Annotated in this window: 1 protein-coding gene; it reads left to right on the top strand. The window is 63.8% G+C overall.

Going from position 1 to position 1,193, the window contains the following annotated elements:
* Position 1: 1 nt before the first annotated feature.
* Positions 2-1,192, top strand: coding sequence for an elongation factor Tu (tuf, locus tag Mspo_RS19425; RefSeq protein WP_159732941.1), 1,191 nt, complete (start codon positions 2-4; stop codon positions 1,190-1,192).
* Position 1,193: the final 1 nt, after the last annotated feature.

The raw sequence follows: 1,193 nt of genomic DNA, 5'->3' as shown, positions 1-1,193 counted from the left end.
CATGGCCAAGGAAAAATTCTCACGCACGAAGCCGCATTGCAACATCGGCACGATCGGTCACGTGGACCATGGCAAGACGTCGCTGACGGCGGCGATCACCAAGGTTCTGGCCGAGACGGGCGGCGCGACCTTCACGGCCTATGACCAGATCGACAAGGCCCCGGAAGAGCGCGCCCGCGGCATCACCATCTCGACGGCCCACGTCGAATATGAGACGGCCAATCGGCACTACGCGCATGTCGACTGCCCCGGCCACGCCGACTATGTGAAGAACATGATCACCGGCGCGGCGCAGATGGACGGCGCGATCCTGGTCGTGTCGGCTGCGGACGGCCCGATGCCGCAGACGCGCGAGCATATTCTGCTCGCCCGCCAGGTCGGCGTGCCGGCGCTGGTCGTGTTTCTGAACAAGGTCGACATGGTCGACGATCCGGAGCTTTTGGAGCTGGTCGAGCTCGAGGTGCGCGAGCTGCTCTCCAAATATGAGTTTCCCGGCGACGATATTCCGATCACCAAGGGGTCTGCTCTGGCGGCGTTGGAGAACAAGACGCCGGAGATCGGCCATGACGCGATCCTGAAGCTGATGCAGACGGTGGACGAATATATTCCGCAGCCGGAGCGTCCGAAGGATCAGCCCTTCCTGATGCCGGTGGAGGACGTGTTCTCGATCTCGGGCCGCGGCACGGTGGTGACGGGTCGCGTCGAGCGCGGCGTGGTCAAGGTCGGCGAGGAAGTCGAGGTCGTCGGCATCCGCCCGACCATCAAGACGACGGTGACGGGCGTCGAAATGTTCCGCAAGCTCTTGGATCAGGGCGAGGCGGGCGACAATATCGGCGCGCTGCTGCGCGGCACCAAGCGCGAGGATGTGGAGCGCGGCCAGGTGCTGGCCAAGCCCGGCTCGGTGAAGCCGCACACGAAGTTCAAGGCCGAGGCCTATATTCTGACGAAGGAGGAGGGCGGCCGCCACACGCCGTTCTTCACCAACTATCGTCCGCAGTTCTACTTCCGCACGACGGATGTGACCGGCATTGTGACGCTTCCCGAGGGCGTCGAGATGGTGATGCCGGGCGACAATGTGACGATGGAGGTGAACCTCATCGTTCCGATCGCCATGGAGGAGAAGCTGCGTTTCGCCATTCGCGAAGGCGGCCGCACCGTCGGCGCCGGCGTCGTCGCCTCGATCATCGAATAAG

The sequence above is a fragment of the Methylosinus sp. Ce-a6 genome (assembly GCF_009811655.1).
Classification (GTDB): domain Bacteria; phylum Pseudomonadota; class Alphaproteobacteria; order Rhizobiales; family Beijerinckiaceae; genus Methylosinus.
Note: the sequence above shows the minus strand (reverse complement) of the source record. Positions and strands in the feature narration are given on the sequence as shown.